Below are 16,299 nucleotides of genomic sequence, written 5' to 3' on the forward strand. Positions count from 1 at the left end.
GTTCCGGCCTTCTGCATGTTTGGCCCACCCCTCTCGTTATCGAAATTTCACTCCAACGTGACTTTGTGTTGAGGACGTCGCGGCGTATGAAGAACCGGTTTCCGGCTGCCGCAATCCTGCCCGAATTGGACTCTGCCCGAAGTGGAACCTGCATGCCCATCTCCCAGATGTTTCGTCGAAGCCTGATTGGCAGCCTGTTTGCGCTGGCGGCTTTTCCAGCGGCAGCGCAGGACGCACAACAACACGCGATGGCAGAAACGACGCAGGCGAGACAGGCAACCGGCGGGTTGGATGTCAAGCAGCCTGAGGGCGTGGTTGAACTCTTCACGAGTCAGGGCTGCGCTTCCTGTCCTCCGGCGGACGCGGCTCTGAAGCATCTGATCGACGACGGGTCGATCGTCGCCCTCTCCTATCACGTGGATTACTGGAACTATCTCGGCTGGGCGGACACGCTTGCATCAAAGGAAAACACAGCGCGCCAGTATGCCTATGCCAAGATGTTCGGCCGCAACGGCGTCTACACGCCCCAAGCCGTTCTGAATGGTCGCGACCAGGTCAATGGTGCCAACCTCTCCGGCATCAAGGGACGACTGATGGCGCTGAGCGGGGCCAATGAGGGCATGAAGGTGCCGATTTCGGCGGAACGCAAGAACGACGAGATCGACATCTCGATCGGGGAAGGCGACGGTAAGGCCAACGTCGTCATCGTCTATTTCAACCGCCAGAAGGTGGTGAACGTGGAAAAGGGCGAGAACGGCGGCAAGATGATGTCCTACTGGCACGCGGTGCGCGACATTCAGACGATCGGCATGTGGGACGGCAAGTCCGCGCGTTTCGTCCTGCCTGCCTCCGTGCTCGACCAGGAAAAGGACAGTGGCTGCGCCGTCCTTCTGCAGCGGATGAAAGACGCGGAAACGCCTGGCGCTATTGTCGGTGCGGCCACCCTGATGGCCTCGCAATAGTCTTCAAAGGCCGCAGCGTCGGCCAGTGAAGTACCCGGTCCGGCATATCGAGGGCTGGGGGCTGAGGGTTTCGATAGCACCGGACCGGGAGGTCAGGCGGCACCGGCCTAAGGCCGATCCCGACGTGACCATCTGTGGCTACCCTTGCCGAAGGTCGGCACGGCAGCACAGAGACCGGACCGGGGAAACAAGATACGCGTTCGACCGGTCGGGACACACGCCGCGCTTCGCAAATCGAAGCAGCAGCGGCCGACGAGTTTAACCGTGTAATTCGGGCGCCTCTTTGGCCGCAATGCGGCAATGCACAATAAAGCTGTCGCTACGATAGAGATGGTTCCGCGCGCCGCGCTGCCATTCCGGCTTGATTTTCAGCCGCACTCGGGCAAACTGTTACCGTTCTGTCATAACAAAAGGCCGGATGTGCATGACCGATCAGACGGATTTGCAAGGCCGCCAGGCTCTTGCGCCATCGGAAAACGTGGTCGTCGATCTCAATGAGTACCGCCACGTCAAAGACCCGCTTCCCGTAACGTTTCATCGCAGAGAGCTCGACCAGATTCTCTGGGTGTATGGCCGCATGGTCGGAGAAGGCGAGTGGCGGGACTACGCGCTGGACCATATGCGCGACAAGGCGGTCTTCTCCGTCTTCAAGAGATCCGGCGAAATGCCGCTTTACCGGGTGGAAAAGGTGCCGAAGCTTGCCGCCAAGCAGGGAGCTTATGCCGTGGTCAATACCCACGGTATGATCCTGAAACGCGGGCATGAGCTGCCGCAAGTTCTCAAGGTCTTCGACAAGCTGCTGAAGGTCGTGAAGAGCTGAACCCTCGGCAGATCTGCATTGTCTCCTGAGGCATGTCACCTGAAAGGGTGCAGCGGTTTCGGGAACGACATGCATCAAAACAAGACCTAAAAGCGCGTTGCGTGAATCCTCTTTCACGCAACGCACTTTAGAGATGCAGTCAGCCGGCGTAGAGGGTATCCGGATAGACGCCGTCGGCAGGGACCGTTTCGAGGCCATCGCCGAGCGCCAGTTGCATGAATGTGGTGTCGAGCCAGCGACCAAACTTGAAGCCGCTCCCCTTCATCGTGCCGCAATCGACAAAGCCGGTGGACCGGTGGACCGCGATGGAAGCTGGATGCGCACCGCCGATGACGGCCACCATCTGACGAAATCCGAGGTCGGTGCAGCGCGCAATCAGTTCGGTGAGGAGAGCTTTTCCAACGCCTTGCCCACGGGCTTGCGGCGCAAGATAGATCGAGTCCTCGACCAGGAACCGATAGGCACTGCGCGTGCGGAACGCGGAAGCGTAGGCATAGCCGATGACGGTTCCGTCCGTGTCTTCCGCAACGATATAGGGATAGCTGTTGCCTGTAATCGTGGAAAAGCGCGTTGTCATCTCCGCCTGATCCGGAACGGCGATCTCGTAGGTGGCGACGCCGTTGCGCACCGATTCACTGTAGATGTCCGTAATTGCAGGGATATCGGCAAGGGTGGCATCGCGCAGCGTGAAGGGCATGGGAGCAATCTCGAAAACGGCAAAGGGGTCTTAGACGTCCCACCGTCCTTCCATATTCCCCCGGCCCGATCAAGGGAGCAGACGGAATGTTCGCAGCTTGTGCTTCAAGCAAAGCCTGCGAGACGAAAAAGGCGGCCGAAGCCGCCTTTCCAAAGTCCGTGTGAGAGACCGCTTATCCTCAGTTGCGGTTGCCGAGGAACCGCAGCATGAAGAGGAACAGGTTCACGAAGTCGAGATAGAGCGTGAGCGCGCCCATGATCGCCTTGCGGCCAGCAGCCTCGAAGCCGTCGCTTTCGAAGTACATTTCCTTGATGCGCTGCGTATCGTAAGCGGTCAGACCGGCGAAGATCAGCACGCCGATGACCGAAATGGCGAACTGCAGGGCAGACGACACGAAGAAGATGTTGACGATCGAGGCGATGATCAGGCCGAACAGGCCCATGACCAGGAACGAACCCATGGCCGACAGGCTACGTTTCGTCGTGTACCCGTAGAGCGACAATGCCCCGAAGGAAGCCGCGGTCACGAAGAACGTGCGCACGATGCTCTGTCCCGTGTAGATCAGCATGATCGACGACAGAGACAGGCCCATGAGCGCGGCGTAGACCCAGAATGTCGTCTGCGCGGCCGAAACACTCATCGAGTTGATCCGGAAGCTCAGGAACAGGACCATGCCGAACGGCGCCAGCATGATGACGTATTTCAGAGGGCTGAGATAGATCGCCTGGCCGAACGCGGTCAGCTGACCGTCGGCAAAGGCAAACTGGAAGGCAAGAAACGCGGCGACGCCGGTGATGGCCACGCCGAGTGCCATGAGATTGTAGACCCGCAGCATATAAGCGCGCAGGCCCTGGTCGACAGCAGCGTCAGCGCGCGCGCCAGCGGTTTGCATGCGAAAGTTTCTGGGATCAGACATTCTTATCCTCATATGAGCTCCAGATGACGGAGAGGTCGCTTTTCAACAGACCAGGCACCGCTGTGGAGCTTCAGCTAGCCTGATGACAATATGATGCCGAACCACAGATATCTCAAGAGCGGCACACGGGGATGACAGGATTGTAATGCTCGGACGGTTACCGGGCCCGACGAGCACTCTACAGGTCGCGCAGGATCGGCGCGGCTTTCTGCCCGAGCACGCGCCATGTTCCCAAAAGGCCAATGCCGACCGTCATGACGAGGGCCACCACGATCGTCAGAACCGCCACATCCGGGAGGAACGATGATGGCAGCGTCATGATGCGTGCCACCACGAACCATGCCGCGACCCCTCCGGCCAGAAGCGCAAAGACAGCGGTGGACAGGCCGAGGATTGCGTATTCGTAGCAGAACGCCCGGATCAGCGTCGCGCGGGTCGCCCCCAGCGTCTTCAGCACCACCGCGTCATGAACGCGGGCACGGTTGCCCGCCGCAAGCGCACCTGACAGCACGAGAACCGAGGCGACGAGCGCGACGCCGGCAGCCGCCCGGATGGCAGTCGCCAGTTGACCCAGCAGGCCGTTGACGATGTCGAGCGCGTCTTTCACCCGGACGCTGGTGATGGTCGGATAGGTGTTGGTGATCTGGCGCAGGGCCGCCGCCTCCTGCTCGGCGGTGGCCGAGGGATCGATGACCGTGGCGAGCCAGGCATGCGGCGCCCCGGCGAATGTGTTGGGCGAAAACACCATGACGAAGTTGATCGAGAGGGATTCCCATTCGACCGTGCGGAAGTTGGAAATGCGCGCCGTGATATTGCGTCCCAGCACGTTGACCGTGACGGTATCTCCGATCTTGAGGTTCAACTCCCGTGCTTCCTGCTCGGAGAACGAAACAAGCGGCTCGCCGCTATAGCCATCCGGCCACCACTGGCCTTCGACGAGACGCGAATTTTCCGGCAGGTTCCTGGCGTAGGTGATGCCGCGGTCGCCTCGCAAAACCCAGCGCCCGGCCGGCGCAACCTCGCGTTTGGCAACATCCTCGCCGTTGAAGGCGAGAATACGTCCGCGCAGCATCGGAACCTCGATCACCTTGCCGCCAGGCAGCGCCGTGTTGAGCAGCGAGCGGAAGCCCTCGATTTCGCTTCCCTGGATATCGACGAAGAAGAAGTTCGGCGCCCGTTCCGGCAGGTTGCCGGTCAATTCACGCCGCAGGTTTCCATCGATCAGGGCCAGCGTGACCAGCAGTGCCAGCCCAAGGCCGAGCGAGAGAACGACGGAGGGCGTCAGCGCCCCCGGCCGATGGATATTTCCGATAGCAAGCCGCAGGGCCGGCGACGAAACCCTTGGGCTGCGCCGTGCAAGGCCGGCGACCAGCACGGAGACGCCCCGCAGCACAACGAAGGAAAACGCGATGGCGCCGAGGAACACGAGCGAGATCGTCCGGTCATAGGCCGTGAAGATGGCAAGGCCGCCAAGGGCCGCAAGGCTGAGGGCTGCGGCCAGGAGATAGGGCCAGGTCGGCCAGCGGCTCCGATCGAAGTCCTGATTGCGGAAGAGCGCGGTTGCCGGCACGCTGCGGGCACGACCGAGCGGCAGGCACGCAAAGGCCAGCGCCGTGAGCAGGCCGAACACAGCGGCAAGCCCGAGGGCAGACGGGTAAATCCGGAAATCCGTGGAGATCGGCAGGACGTCGGCAAGAAAGTGAGCAGCAACCAGGGGAATGATGGCGCCGACGACAAGCCCGAGGACGATGCCGAACATCGCGATCAACAGGATCTGGATAAGATAGATGGTGGACACGAGAGCGCCGGGCGCGCCGAGGCACTTGAATGCCGCGATGACGCCGCGCTTTGAATCGAGATAGGCTCGGACCGCGTTGGCGACCCCGACACCGCCGACAATCAGCGCCGTCAGCCCGACCAGCGTGAGAAATTGCGAAAAGCGCGTGATGTTGGCCGTCAGCGATGGCGCAGCATTCTGGCTGGAACGGATCGACCAGCCGGCCTGCGGAAACTGCTGCTCTGCCTGGCTGCGGACGGCCGGCACCCCGGTCGGATCGGCAAGACGGACCTTGTAGGCGTGCTCGACCAGACTTCCGGTCTGCACCAGCCCGCTGGCCGACAGCGCCGCCTGTGACACCATCAGCCGCGGGGCAAATCCGAAGCCGTCGGAAAGCGCGTCCGGCTCGCGCACCAGCGTGCCCGTGATCCTGAGCCGGACATTCCCGATCAGCAGCGTATCGCCCGTCTTGACGCCGAGACGCTCCAGAAGCAGGGGAGCCGCAAGAGCCCCAAAGGTTCCATTTTCAGCCGCCAGGAGCACGGCAAGCGGCGCCTGGGGTTCGCTCTCCACGGCACCGTAAAGAGGATAGGCGAAATCGACCGCCTTCAATTCCACCAAAGCCTGGTTCGAGCCATCGGCGAGCCGCGCCATGGAGCGCAGGCCCGAGGTCAGGGAAACAGTGCCGGCGCTGTCCAGAAAGGATGTTTCTTCGGCATTGGCCAGGCGATTGTTGAGCTCGAACCTCAGATCTCCGGCCAGAAGCGACTGTCCCTGCGACGCGATGGACCCCGTAATGGCCTGGGACAGCGAGTTGACCCCGGCGATCGCGGCCGTTCCCAGCGCAATGCAGGCAAGAAAGATGTAGAAGCCGGATAGGCCGCCACGCATTTCCCGCAATGCCAGCCGCAGGGCAAGCGAGACGTTGGGCAGGTGCATTGACGCCCTCATGCCGAAACTGCTGACGGCGCGGGAGCAGCCGTCAGCCGTCCGTCATCGACGATGGTGCCGGACCGCACCTTGATCTGCCGCGAGCAGCGGGCAGCAAGGCTGTTGTCGTGGGTCACGAGGATCAACGTCATGTTGCGCTCGGCCTGTTTCGTAAAGATCAGGTCGGCAATCTGGCGGCCCGTCTCCGTATCGAGATTGCCGGTCGGCTCGTCGGCGATCAGCAGTTTCGGTGATGGCGCAAGAGCCCTTGCAATGGCGACGCGCTGCTGTTCGCCGCCGGAGAGCTGGCCGGGATAATGCGTGAGCCGCTCACCGAGCCCAACCGATGTCAACTCGCGGCGGGCGATGTCGAAGGCATCGCGCACATTGGCAAGCTCCAGCGGCACGGCCACGTTCTCGAGCGCCGTCATGTTGGGGATGAGATGAAAAGACTGGAAGACGATTCCGATGTTGCGTCCGCGAAAATCGGCCACCCGATCTTCGCTGAGCCCGTGAAGCGGCGTCCCGTCGATGACGATCTCGCCCTTGTCGAGGCGCTCCAGGCCGGCAAGGACCATCAGCAGGGTCGATTTGCCGGACCCGGAGGGACCGACGATGCCAACCGATTGCCCGGCATCAATTTGGAGGCTCATCCCTTTCAGCACGTGGACGGACGCCGCGGCCTGCCCGAGGGTCAGATCCGCATTTTTCAGTTCGATCATGGTTTTTGCCACGCTTGTCCGCCCTATATCTGGGTCATGCTGCAATTGCTCACATCCGATTTAGGAGCGACATGATGCGAATGAAAGGTTTCAGGACGCTTTTCCTGGCTGCTCTCGCAGGTTTGATCGTGGCGTGTCCGCTCCGAGCTGCGCCCATCGAAATCGTCGGCTTCGGGGATAGCCTGATGGCCGGCTACCAGCTCCCGCCGGCTGACGCCTTCCCGGCCCGACTGGAAAAAGCGCTGCGCGACAAGGGCATCGATGTGTCGATCTCCAATGCCGGGGTGTCTGGTGACACGACGTCGGGCGGCCTCGCGCGGATCGACTGGTCCGTCCCCGACGGCACGAAGGGTGTGATCCTCGAACTCGGCGCCAACGATGCATTGCGGGGCATTCCGCCCGAAGAGAGCCGGAAGAACCTCGTGGCGATGATCGAGAAGCTCAAGGCGCGTGGCATCGGCGTGCTTCTCGTCGGGATGCTCGCACCGCCGAACATGGGCGGCGACTATGCCGAGCGTTTCAACCCGATCTATCCCGATCTTGCCAAGACCTATGGCATTCCACTTTATCCCTTTTTCCTGGACGGCGTGGTCGAGGATGCCAACCTTAAGATTGAGGACGGCATGCATCCGAACCCCAAGGGCGTCGGCATCATCGTGGACCGGATCCTGCCCTTGGTCGAAACGTTCGTCCAGGAACTGCCGAAATAAGCCGGGCATCCAAAAGCGTGCCGGACGGGTGCCTGTCGCGAGGATTGCGCGCCTGCCGTCTGCTGCCGGCCAGCGCGTGCTAAGGTTCGGCGATCAGCAATGAGCGTTGGACAAATATTGCGGGTGCGAATTTGTAGTTGCTAGACGGCACGCGTCGTGGTCGGCTGGGACGTCTGCAGGAAGGTCTGCAAGATTCGGGGAGCTCGTCATGCCGAGACTGTTTACCGCCCTCGAAATCCCGCGCAATGCGGCGATGAGCCTGTCCCTCCTGCGCGGAGGTCTTCCGGGCGCGCGCTGGATCGACGTCGAAAACTATCACATTACCCTGCGCTTCATCGGCGATGTCGACAACCGGACGGCCGACGAAGTGGTCGATCGCCTCGACCGGATCGAGCGACCGGAGTTCGACATCCAGCTGACAGGGACCGGCGCCTTCGGTTCGAAGAAGCCGCATTCGGTCTGGGCAGGCGTCTCCAATCCACCCGAATTGATCGCCCTGCAGGCGGAGATCGAACGCATATGTCAGCGCCTGGGCCTTGCTGCCGATCCCCGAAAGTTCACGCCGCACGTCACGCTGGCCCGGCTGCGTTCCTCGCGTGTCGACGATGTGGTGCATTACCTCTCCGGCCGCGGCGGCTTTCACACCACGCCCTTCACGGTCTCGCGCTTTGTTCTTCTGTCGTCGCGCGATTCGGTGGGCGGCGGACCTTATCTTACCGAAGAGGTTTTCCAGCTCCACGAACCGCGGCTCGCCGGTCCGGCAAGGGGTGAGGAACATATGCCCAAGGGTCTGCTATGACGGAGCGGGACAGACTGGCCCCCGAGGACATAGCGTCGGGTCTCGCCGATCTCGCAGGTTGGTCCCTGTCTGCAGACGGCCTGTCGATCACGAAGAGCTACCGGTTTTCCTCTTTCGTCGAGGCGTTCGGCTTCATGAGCCAGAGCGCACTCGCGGCCGAAAAGCTCGATCATCACCCGGAATGGTTCAACGTCTACAACCGTGTCGAGGTGACGTTGACGACTCATAGCGCCAAGGGCGTGACGGCCCTCGACCTCGCTCTGGCTGCGCGCATGGAAAAGGCGGCTTCGTCCGCGCACGCCTGACGACTGCTCCGACCACTGGCACCAGCTGTTGGACATGACCGCTGTTTGAATTGCCGCAATGCTTTCCCATATCAGGCCTAGACACGTTCCCGAGCACGGGAAGAGAGAAAGGCGGGTGAGGCGCATGAAGGCGGACAGGACGATGGACGACGTGAAGATCGGGGAAATCCTACTGCCGGGCGATCGCAGCGAGCAGGAAGCCAAGGCGCAGAAGGTCCGTCGGCGGTTCTGGCCGACCCTCAAACGGGCGGTCCGTCAGGTTCCCTTCAGTCGGGATCTGGTTGCGGCCTATTTTTGCGCGATGGATCCCGCAACGCCGCTGCGCACGCGCGGTATCCTGCTTGGAGCTCTGGCTTATTTCGTCATGCCCTTCGACGTCCTTCCGGACGTCCTTGCCGTGGTGGGCTTCTCTGACGATATTGCCGTCCTGACCGCGGCCTTTGCCGCCATCAGCGGGCAGATCAAGGAAGACCACTACGTCAAGGCCGATACAGCACTTGGCGAAGAAGGCCTCGCGGCCTGACGGGCTCCGGTCGTTCGCTTAATCCGAACCGTTGAAGCCGTCATTCTGAAGAAGTGTGCGCAGCTTCCCGAAGGCAAGCCTGATCCGCGATTTCACGGTTCCCAAGGGTAATCCCGTCGAAGCGGCAATCTCGGAATGCGACTGGCCGAAGAAGAAAGCGAGCTGGATCAGCTTCACCTGTTCGCTCGGAAGCTTGGCGAGCGCCGCGCGCACCACGTCCTCCCGATCTCCGCTCTGCACGAACTCGTCCGGCGCCGGTGGCGCGGATGGCAGAAGGAGCGGATCTTTCTCGTCCAGCTTGCGCGTCAGCTGCCGCCGTGCGGCGTCGATCCGCCGGTTCCGCGCAATTCGGAAGAGCCACGTGGAGAGCGAGGATTTTTCGGCATCGTAGAGATCGGCCTTGTGCCAGAGAACGATCATGACTTCCTGCACGATCTCTTCCGCTTCGTTGGCAGGCGTATTCTGTCGCAGCAGGAAGGATTTCAGGCGAGGTGCAAAAAAATGAAACAGTTCGGCGAAAGCGGCCTGGTCCCGCTTTTTCGCGACGGCATCCGCCAGCCCTGCGAAATGCTGTCTCGCGTCCCCTGTCATGCCTGCTTTCAGGGCCTCCGCGCCCAAGATCCGGTGTTGGTGAAACAACAGGTAAAGCTCATTCGGTAAACGTCAAACTGTTGCCCGATTCTTTGTGACATTAGCGGTCATTAGAGTTGATTTCACATGAAATCAGACGTTCTTCCGTCGTTTACCAACCAGTTTTCAACGCTTTGACAGCTTCGCGCCCCAGGTTCGACAGCGGATCGGGAAGTGCGCACCGAAAGAACAAGCAGGCCGTCTGCAGGGGACATCCAGAGAGGGGCGGCGGCGAGAAGGAAGATGGGCAAGCGTCCAAGGTGGAGCCTTCGACGTCGAGGTGATGGGATTTGTCAGCCGATCTCTTTCTGCACGCTCCTGCCTTATTCCTGTGGTGTTGACGGTTTGGTAACCTGAATGAAGTCACAATAATCGTAATCGCGACCATGCATCGCCCGACAATTTACGGGCGCTGGCAGCAAGACAACCGGCAGGACAAGATGTTTGTAAGACAGCTCTCAACCGCACTCGCACTCCTACTCGCCGGCGCAGGCATCGCTTCGGCGCAGTCTCCGACACGCATCCAGCAGTTCAATGCGTGGGGTGCCTATTCCTACCAGTCGGGCAAGTCCAAGGTCTGCTACGTCCTGTCCGTTCCGAAGGAGAAGAGCCCGGCCAATGTCGATCACGGCGACATCTTCTTCCTGGTTTCCCAGCGACCGGGCCAGAACATCTCCTACGAGCCGCAGGCCATGATGGGCTACGCGCTCCAGGAAAACTCCAAGGTCATTGTCACGATCGACGCCAAGAACTTCACGCTGTTTACGAAGGGCAATTCGGCCTGGGTCGAAAATGCCGCAGAAGAGCCGGCTCTGGTTGCGGCGATGAAGGTGGGCAAGGCCATGTCCGTCGTCGCAAAGTCGCGCAAGGGCACACAGACCAACTATTCCTATTCGCTTTCCGGGATTTCCGCTGCGCTGAAGCAGATCGAGAGCTGCAAGTAAGCGTCTCGAAAAGGCATATCGCTCGAAGGCCGGCTTTGCCGGCCTTCGTCGTTTCGGCCTCATGCATGTCGCCCGAAAGTCGGGAAACGACATGCATCACAACAAGACCTAAAGCGCGGCACAGCACGCCTTTTGATGCGGGAGGTGACGCCCGGCCAAAATCATGCTAGACGCCGCGGCAATGACATGCAGCACGGGTGAGACGCTCCCCGTGCGCCGGATATAGCCTGCTCCCGTTCCGCCATTCCGTCCCTACGCAGCATCGAAGGGAACCGTTCGGCGTTGCGGGCAGAGCTGCGACAGGAACATTGTGTTATGACCGATATCCTTTCCCTCGACCGTCCCGCTCGCCCTGCCGCCCGTGCGCCTGCGCTCGCGGAAATGCCCTCCCTGATCGGCCTGACCCGCGACGAGATGGGCAAGGCGCTGGCCGAGGTGGGCGTTCCCGAGCGGCAGGTGAAGATGCGGGTCAGCCAACTCTGGCACTGGCTCTATGTTCGCGGCGTCTCCGACTTTGACCATATGACGAACGTCTCCAAGGACATGCGGGAGATGTTGAAGCAACATTTCACGATTGCGCGGCCCGAGGTCGTCGAGGAGCAGATCTCCACCGACGGGACCCGGAAATGGCTTCTGCGGTTTCCTGCGCGCGGCGCTGGTCGCCCGGTCGAGATCGAAACAGTCTATATTCCCGAGGAAGGCAGGGGAACGCTCTGCATCTCCAGCCAGGTTGGCTGCACGCTGACCTGTTCGTTTTGCCATACCGGCACGCAGAAACTCGTGCGCAATCTCACCGCTGAAGAGATTCTCGCCCAGCTCTTGCTGGCCCGCGACCGTCTGGGTGATTTCCCGGACCGCGACACCCCGCCCGGCACGATCGCACCCGCCGAAGGCCGCAAAGTCTCCAACGTCGTGATGATGGGCATGGGCGAGCCGCTCTACAATTTCGAAAGCGTCAAGACCGCGCTTTTGATCGCGACAGATGGCGACGGCCTGTCTCTGTCGAAGCGACGTGTGACGCTGTCGACCTCCGGCATCGTGCCGGAAATCTATCGCACCGGCGAGGAAATCGGCGTCATGCTGGCGATCTCGCTCCACGCCGTGCGCGACGATCTGCGCGACATGCTGGTGCCGATCAACAAGAAGTATCCGCTCAAGGCGTTGATGGAGGCGTGCCGCGCCTATCCGGGGCTGTCCAATGCCCGCCGGATCACGTTCGAATATGTGATGCTGGAAGGCGTCAACGACAGCCTCGAGGACGCCAAGGAACTCGTGAAGCTCTTGAAGGGCGTGCCGGCCAAGATCAACCTGATCCCGTTCAACCCCTGGCCCGGCACGAACTACCAGTGCTCTTCCTGGGACCAGATCGAAAAGTTTGCGGATTTCATCAATGCCGCCGGCTATGCCTCACCCATTCGCACACCGCGCGGCCGCGATATCCTCGCCGCCTGCGGTCAGTTGAAGTCGGAGTCCGAGCGCATGAGAAAGGTCGATCGCATGGCCTTCGAAGCGATGATGATCGCAAATCACGGCGCCGACGATTGAGGCGCCGGATCGACACTGGGCAAACGAAGGGGGACGCCGCTCAGCGGGCCTGCGTCAGAACGATCTTCACGGCAAACAGTGAAAACACCCCGGCAAAGACGTAGTCGATGGTGCGCATGACGCCCGGGCGCGCCTGAAGCCATCCCGAAAGGCGGTCCGCCATGAGCACGACCGCAATATTGATCGGCAGCGAAACACCGATCAGAACCAATCCGAGCACGATCAGCTTCGTTCGGATGTTCGGATCTCCGGCCGTCACGAATTGCGGCAGGAAGGTCATGAAGAAGATGATGACCTTGGGATTGAGAAGATTGACCGACAGGCCGGACAGGACGTTCGTCATGGCCGACGCCTTGGGGGCCGCAAGACGCTTTACCGAAAGGCTCGACCCGAACCGGACGGCCTGAACGGCGATGTAGAGCAGATAGGCCGCACCGCCCGTTTTCAGGACGAAGAAGGCGGTGGGCGATGCGGTGACGAGCGCCGAGACCCCGAAGGCGACGAGAAATGTGTGCACCAGACAACCGAGATTGGTGCCCAGACTGACCTGAAAAGCCGCCGCTCTCCCTTGCGAGAGCGCGCGGCTGATCCAGAGCGTCATGTCCGGTCCGGGTGTGATCGCAAGCAGGAGGCTCGCCGCGGCGAAGGCCAGGAGGGTTGGCAGGCTGGGGATGAGGTCCATGGCATCGTCTCGCAGAACGGTTCTGTGCTTCCTCAGCTTTTGCAGCTATTCCTTGGCAAGGCAAGAACCCGCAATCTCGACGTGAAGGCTCCTGATGACATCGTCTTTCCAAAGCCTGAAGAGCCGAAACATCAAGGGATGGCAGGCTTACTGCGAGCATCCCTTCGTCCGCTGCCTGGGGGATGGCACATTGTCGGAGGAGAGCTTCCGCCACTATCTCAAGCAGGATTATCTCTTCCTCGTCCAGTTCGCCCGCGCCTGGGGCCTTGCCGTCTACAAGAGCCGAGATCTTCAGGAGATCCGGCAAGGGTTGGACAGCTTGAAGGCCATTGTCGACGTCGAGATCGGTCTGCACGTCGGCTATTGCGCCGAATGGGGCATTTCGGAAACATCCCTTGCCGAGGTCTCGCCATCGGCCGCGACGCTTGCCTATACGGACTATGTTCTCGAAACGGGGCTGCACGGAGACTTACTCGACCTGCATGTGGCGCTGGCACCCTGCATCATCGGCTATGGCGACATCGCACTCTGGCTTCAGGCGCAACCGTTCCTGAAAACCGAAGGGAACCCCTACACCGCCTGGATCGCCGTGTATGGGAGCCCCGAATATCAGACGCTTTTGGAAAGCGAGATCCGCTGGCTCGACCACCAGCTCGCGGGGCTTGATGATCGTGCGGTCGATCGCCTCTCGAAAATATTCGGCGAGGCGACCCGGCTGGAGGCAGACTTCTGGCAGATGGGTCTCGACCGTACCTGACAAGCGTCCCGCGGCGCTGCGAATTTCTCCCGGTGCGGGATTTCGGATTTCCGGAATATGCAGTAAGAGTTCCGCCATTTCCAAGAGATACGGCGCATCCTGCCGCCGCTACATCAGACGGATCGGATCACCATGGCACTTCCCAAAGACGTCAAGAAGGTCGTGCTCGCTTACTCCGGCGGGCTCGACACATCCATCATCCTCAAATGGCTGCAGACGGAACTCGGCGCGGAGGTCGTGACGTTCACCGCCGATCTCGGCCAGGGCGAGGAACTGGAGCCGGCACGGAAGAAGGCCGAAATGATGGGCATCAAGGACATCTACATCAAGGATGTCCGCGAGGAGTTCGTGCGCGACTTCGTCTTCCCGATGTTTCGCGCCAATGCCGTCTATGAAGGGGTCTATCTGCTCGGCACCTCGATCGCACGTCCGCTGATCTCCAAGCATCTGATCGAAATCGCCCGGGAAACCGGTGCCGATGCGATCGCGCACGGCGCGACCGGCAAGGGCAACGACCAGGTCCGCTTCGAGCTTTCGGCCTATGCGCTCAATCCCGACATCAAGATCATCGCGCCCTGGCGCGACTGGTCGTTCAAGAGCCGCACCGACCTTTTGGAATTTGCCGAGAAGCATCAGATTCCCGTGGCCAAGGACAAGAAGGGGGAAGCTCCCTTCTCCGTCGATGCAAACCTTTTGCACTCCTCGTCCGAAGGAAAGGTGCTCGAGGATCCGGCGCAGGAAGCACCGAACTACGTGTACATGCGCACCATCTCGCCGGAAGAGGCGCCAGATGTGGCGACCACCGTCAAGATCGGCTTCCGCAAGGGCGACGCCGTTTCGATCGACGGCAAGGAGATGAGCCCGGCCTCGATCCTCACCGCGCTCAACGCGCTCGGCCGCGACAATGGCATCGGCCGTCTCGACCTCGTGGAAAACCGCTTCGTCGGCATGAAGTCGCGTGGCATCTACGAGACGCCCGGCGGTACCATTCTTTTGACGGCGCACCGCGCCATCGAAAGCATCACGCTCGACCGGGGTGCTGCACACCTCAAGGACGAGATCATGCCGCGCTACGCCGAGCTGATCTATTACGGCTTCTGGTTCTCGCCCGAACGCGACATGTTGCAGGCCCTGATCGACAAGAGCCAGGAGCATGTGGAAGGCGAAGTGACGCTGAAGCTCTACAAGGGCAATGTCATGGTCATCGGACGGACAAGCGAAAAGTCGCTCTACTCCGACAAGCTCGTCACGTTCGAGGACGACCAGGGTGCCTACGACCAGAAGGATGCTGCCGGCTTCATCAAGCTCAACGCATTGCGCCTGCGCACTCTGGCGGCCCGCAACCGATAAACGACAACGCCGGAACGGTCGGGAAACCGGCCGCTCTGGCGATCACGTTGCGACCGATATCTGCGTCATGCGCAGAAAGACCAGATAAGCTGCGACGGCGCAAAGACACATCAAAGGTATGATCGTACCGAAAGCGACCAGCGGCGCGCCGATGCGCGCGGCTGCCAGTCCTCCGAGAAACCCGCTCGCCATCTGAATGAAGCCGAGCATGGCGGAGGCGGAACCCGCAATGTGCGGGAACGACTGAAGTGCGGCCGTCGTCATGTGCGGCGTCAGGAATGCGATGCCGAAGCTCGAGAAGGCGACAGGTGCCATGACCGACAGATAGGTCGGCGGCAGCAGGTGGGTCGAGAGCGCGATCAGCATGCCGCCCGAGGCCAGCATCGCCAAGCCTACCTGCACGGAACGCTCGCCTGCAAGCCGGGCTGAGGTCAACCGAAGGCAGACCGATCCGAGAAAATAGAACCCGGATTGCATCAGCATGCCGACGCCAAAGGCGGTGGGAGACAGACCGACCTGGTCGATCAGGATGAAGGGCAGCAGGGTCGCCTGCGCATAGAGCGAACCGATCGATCCGCCGAGCACAGCCGTGGCCGCGATAAACCGGAGATCGCCGAGCACCTCCAGATAGGACGCGACGACCCGTCTCGGCGTCGCGAGGGCCGGATCCGGTCGTCCTGTTTCCCGCATGAAAACAAGCACGGAGACGATGATCGCCAGAGAAAAGCCGATCAACGCAAGAAAAATAGCGTGCCACCCGAAAGCGCCAAGCAACAGCCCGCCGATCGCAGGCGCTGTCGCCGGACCGATGGCAAGCATGATCCCGATGAGGTTCATGATGCGCGACGCCTCGGCGCCTTTGAACTGATCCCGCACGACGGCGCGCGCCACCGTAATGCCGACGGATGCGCCGATACCCTGCACCAGCCGCCCGCCGAGTAGCCATGTGACATCCGGCGAAAAGATGCAGACGAGGCCTCCAATCGCATTGATGCCGACAAAGAGCAGGGTCGCAGTTCGCCGCCCGAACGCATCCGAGAACGGCCCGGATACGAGCTGCGCCACCGAGAAGCCGGCGAAATAGACGGTCAACGTCATCTTGATCATCGACTCGGTGCTGGAAAAGGCGCTTACCAGCTGCGGCATGGCCGGCGTGTAGATGGACATGGAAATCGGGCCCAGCGTCGCCAGCAACGCGCCGAGAATGCTGGTCCGACGCTCGCTCATGCG

Annotated in this window: 17 protein-coding genes; 10 read left to right on the forward strand and 7 right to left on the reverse strand. The window is 61.2% G+C overall.

The window, feature by feature from the left end; genetic code table 11:
* Window positions 1-152 precede the first annotated feature (152 nt).
* Window positions 153-962: a DUF1223 domain-containing protein gene (locus ASG03_RS00645; RefSeq protein WP_443216571.1), complete on the forward strand. Its 810-nt coding sequence runs from the start codon at window positions 153-155 to the stop codon at window positions 960-962.
* Window positions 963-1,386: 424 nt separating this feature from the next.
* A complete protein-coding gene (locus tag ASG03_RS00650) occupies window positions 1,387-1,782 on the forward strand; it encodes a DUF2794 domain-containing protein (RefSeq protein WP_062478103.1) in 396 nt (131 codons plus the stop codon).
* A gap of 139 nt (window positions 1,783-1,921) precedes the next feature.
* Here ASG03_RS00650 and ASG03_RS00655 read toward each other — a convergent pair whose 3' ends face one another.
* From ASG03_RS00655 to ASG03_RS00670, 4 genes are all read right to left on the reverse strand, one after another.
* Complete coding sequence (locus ASG03_RS00655; protein ID WP_062691474.1) at window positions 1,922-2,479, reverse strand: GNAT family N-acetyltransferase; 558 nt, start codon at window positions 2,477-2,479, stop codon at window positions 1,922-1,924.
* Window positions 2,480-2,657: 178 nt separating this feature from the next.
* Entirely contained in the window at window positions 2,658-3,395 is a 738-nt protein-coding gene (locus ASG03_RS00660; protein ID WP_062691476.1) for a Bax inhibitor-1/YccA family protein, read from the reverse strand.
* A 178-nt stretch (window positions 3,396-3,573) separates the two neighbouring features.
* Entirely contained in the window at window positions 3,574-6,111 is a 2,538-nt protein-coding gene (locus ASG03_RS00665; RefSeq protein ID WP_162241348.1) for an ABC transporter permease, read from the reverse strand.
* A gap of 8 nt (window positions 6,112-6,119) precedes the next feature.
* Window positions 6,120-6,836 (reverse strand): ABC transporter ATP-binding protein, encoded by a 717-nt coding sequence (locus ASG03_RS00670; protein ID WP_062691480.1) that lies wholly within the window; start codon window positions 6,834-6,836, stop codon window positions 6,120-6,122.
* A gap of 62 nt (window positions 6,837-6,898) precedes the next feature.
* Between ASG03_RS00670 and ASG03_RS00675 the strand changes: the two genes are divergently transcribed.
* The 4 genes from ASG03_RS00675 (at window position 6,899) to ASG03_RS00690 (ending at window position 9,161) form a co-directional block, all read left to right on the forward strand.
* On the forward strand, window positions 6,899-7,534 hold the full coding sequence (locus ASG03_RS00675; RefSeq protein ID WP_082475485.1) for an arylesterase: 636 nt from the start codon (window positions 6,899-6,901) through the stop codon (window positions 7,532-7,534).
* A gap of 208 nt (window positions 7,535-7,742) precedes the next feature.
* Window positions 7,743-8,333 (forward strand): RNA 2',3'-cyclic phosphodiesterase, encoded by a 591-nt coding sequence (thpR, locus tag ASG03_RS00680; RefSeq protein WP_062691482.1) that lies wholly within the window; start codon window positions 7,743-7,745, stop codon window positions 8,331-8,333.
* Window positions 8,330-8,638 (forward strand): 4a-hydroxytetrahydrobiopterin dehydratase, encoded by a 309-nt coding sequence (locus ASG03_RS00685; RefSeq protein ID WP_062691484.1) that lies wholly within the window; start codon window positions 8,330-8,332, stop codon window positions 8,636-8,638. The genes thpR and ASG03_RS00685 overlap by 4 nt, the downstream gene beginning before the upstream one ends.
* A 142-nt stretch (window positions 8,639-8,780) precedes the next feature.
* On the forward strand, window positions 8,781-9,161 hold the full coding sequence (locus ASG03_RS00690; RefSeq protein ID WP_062477685.1) for a YkvA family protein: 381 nt from the start codon (window positions 8,781-8,783) through the stop codon (window positions 9,159-9,161).
* Between the two features lie 18 nt (window positions 9,162-9,179).
* Here the strand turns inward: ASG03_RS00690 and ASG03_RS00695 are convergent, their stop codons facing one another.
* The gene (locus ASG03_RS00695; protein WP_062691486.1) at window positions 9,180-9,752 is read right to left on the reverse strand and encodes a sigma-70 family RNA polymerase sigma factor; all 573 of its coding nucleotides are present in this window, start codon (window positions 9,750-9,752) and stop codon (window positions 9,180-9,182) included.
* Between the two features lie 479 nt (window positions 9,753-10,231).
* Between ASG03_RS00695 and ASG03_RS00700 the strand changes: the two genes are divergently transcribed.
* A complete protein-coding gene (locus ASG03_RS00700; protein WP_062478098.1) occupies window positions 10,232-10,735 on the forward strand; it encodes an invasion associated locus B family protein in 504 nt (167 codons plus the stop codon).
* A 315-nt stretch (window positions 10,736-11,050) separates the two neighbouring features.
* Complete coding sequence (rlmN, locus tag ASG03_RS00705) at window positions 11,051-12,280, forward strand: 23S rRNA (adenine(2503)-C(2))-methyltransferase RlmN (RefSeq protein WP_062691488.1); 1,230 nt, start codon at window positions 11,051-11,053, stop codon at window positions 12,278-12,280.
* Between the two features lie 40 nt (window positions 12,281-12,320).
* On the opposite strand, the gene ASG03_RS00710 is transcribed toward rlmN, so the two are convergent.
* Window positions 12,321-12,962, reverse strand: coding sequence for a LysE family translocator (locus tag ASG03_RS00710; protein WP_062691490.1), 642 nt, complete (start codon window positions 12,960-12,962; stop codon window positions 12,321-12,323).
* Window positions 12,963-13,056: 94 nt separating this feature from the next.
* Between ASG03_RS00710 and tenA the strand changes: the two genes are divergently transcribed.
* Both tenA and ASG03_RS00720 read left to right on the forward strand, forming a co-directional pair.
* Window positions 13,057-13,719 carry a thiaminase II gene (gene tenA / locus ASG03_RS00715; protein WP_062691493.1) on the forward strand — a complete coding sequence of 221 codons (663 nt, stop codon included), beginning with the start codon at window positions 13,057-13,059 and terminating at the stop codon, window positions 13,717-13,719.
* A gap of 132 nt (window positions 13,720-13,851) precedes the next feature.
* Window positions 13,852-15,069: an argininosuccinate synthase gene (locus tag ASG03_RS00720; RefSeq protein ID WP_062691495.1), complete on the forward strand. Its 1,218-nt coding sequence runs from the start codon at window positions 13,852-13,854 to the stop codon at window positions 15,067-15,069.
* 42 nt (window positions 15,070-15,111) lie between these two features.
* Here ASG03_RS00720 and ASG03_RS00725 read toward each other — a convergent pair whose 3' ends face one another.
* A complete protein-coding gene (locus tag ASG03_RS00725) occupies window positions 15,112-16,296 on the reverse strand; it encodes a multidrug effflux MFS transporter (protein WP_062477666.1) in 1,185 nt (394 codons plus the stop codon).
* Window positions 16,297-16,299 lie beyond the last annotated feature (3 nt).

Origin of the sequence: Rhizobium sp. Leaf341 (assembly GCF_001424325.1) — a bacterium.
Taxonomy (GTDB): domain Bacteria; phylum Pseudomonadota; class Alphaproteobacteria; order Rhizobiales; family Rhizobiaceae; genus Ferranicluibacter.

Coding starts and splice junctions, on each gene's coding strand:
- ASG03_RS00665 (WP_162241348.1), bottom strand. CDS start 6,111: ATGCACCTGCCCAACGTCTCGCTTGCCCTGCGGCTGGCATTGCGGGAA.
- ASG03_RS00685 (WP_062691484.1), top strand. CDS start 8,330: ATGACGGAGCGGGACAGACTGGCCCCCGAGGACATAGCGTCGGGTCTC.
- thpR (WP_062691482.1), top strand. CDS start 7,743: ATGCCGAGACTGTTTACCGCCCTCGAAATCCCGCGCAATGCGGCGATG.
- ASG03_RS00720 (WP_062691495.1), top strand. CDS start 13,852: ATGGCACTTCCCAAAGACGTCAAGAAGGTCGTGCTCGCTTACTCCGGC.
- ASG03_RS00725 (WP_062477666.1), bottom strand. CDS start 16,296: ATGAGCGAGCGTCGGACCAGCATTCTCGGCGCGTTGCTGGCGACGCTG.
- ASG03_RS00645 (WP_443216571.1), top strand. CDS start 153: ATGCCCATCTCCCAGATGTTTCGTCGAAGCCTGATTGGCAGCCTGTTT.
- ASG03_RS00660 (WP_062691476.1), bottom strand. CDS start 3,395: ATGTCTGATCCCAGAAACTTTCGCATGCAAACCGCTGGCGCGCGCGCT.
- ASG03_RS00700 (WP_062478098.1), top strand. CDS start 10,232: ATGTTTGTAAGACAGCTCTCAACCGCACTCGCACTCCTACTCGCCGGC.
- rlmN (WP_062691488.1), top strand. CDS start 11,051: ATGACCGATATCCTTTCCCTCGACCGTCCCGCTCGCCCTGCCGCCCGT.
- ASG03_RS00655 (WP_062691474.1), bottom strand. CDS start 2,479: ATGCCCTTCACGCTGCGCGATGCCACCCTTGCCGATATCCCTGCAATT.
- ASG03_RS00650 (WP_062478103.1), top strand. CDS start 1,387: ATGACCGATCAGACGGATTTGCAAGGCCGCCAGGCTCTTGCGCCATCG.
- ASG03_RS00675 (WP_082475485.1), top strand. CDS start 6,899: ATGCGAATGAAAGGTTTCAGGACGCTTTTCCTGGCTGCTCTCGCAGGT.
- ASG03_RS00690 (WP_062477685.1), top strand. CDS start 8,781: ATGGACGACGTGAAGATCGGGGAAATCCTACTGCCGGGCGATCGCAGC.
- tenA (WP_062691493.1), top strand. CDS start 13,057: ATGACATCGTCTTTCCAAAGCCTGAAGAGCCGAAACATCAAGGGATGG.
- ASG03_RS00695 (WP_062691486.1), bottom strand. CDS start 9,752: ATGACAGGGGACGCGAGACAGCATTTCGCAGGGCTGGCGGATGCCGTC.
- ASG03_RS00710 (WP_062691490.1), bottom strand. CDS start 12,962: ATGGACCTCATCCCCAGCCTGCCAACCCTCCTGGCCTTCGCCGCGGCG.